This window comes from Chromohalobacter sp. HP20-39 (genome assembly GCF_033052815.1).
Classification (GTDB): Bacteria; Pseudomonadota; Gammaproteobacteria; order Pseudomonadales; family Halomonadaceae; genus Chromohalobacter.
In genome coordinates this window covers 1-255 of record NZ_JAWHTP010000889.1, presented here as the reverse complement: position 1 = coordinate 255, position 255 = coordinate 1, and the positions used below count along the sequence as shown (strand labels likewise).

Here is a 255-nt window from a genome sequence, read left to right as displayed (position 1 = left end):
CACAGCAGCACGACGGTGGCCGGCACAAACACGACGCGGTATTGATCAAGCGACGTGCCCATCATGCCGAAGAGCAGCAGCAACCCAGCTTCGAGCATGAGCGGCAGCGCAAATTCACTCTGCGTGCGGCGTCGGCGCCCCCAGTTGACAAGCACGGCCGTACAGGCCGCCCCGCACAGGAACGCCAGCAGCGACGCAAAACCCGCGAGCAGGAGCACGATATTGCCCAGCACGAGGTCGTCGGCCATTGCCGAG

General features: G+C 64.7%; 1 protein-coding gene. It reads right to left on the bottom strand.

Going from position 1 to position 255, the window contains the following annotated elements:
* Positions 1 to 255, bottom strand: a 255-nt coding sequence (locus tag RVY79_RS20530; RefSeq protein ID WP_317466437.1) for a DUF1275 family protein, incomplete at both ends; no start/stop codon positions are given.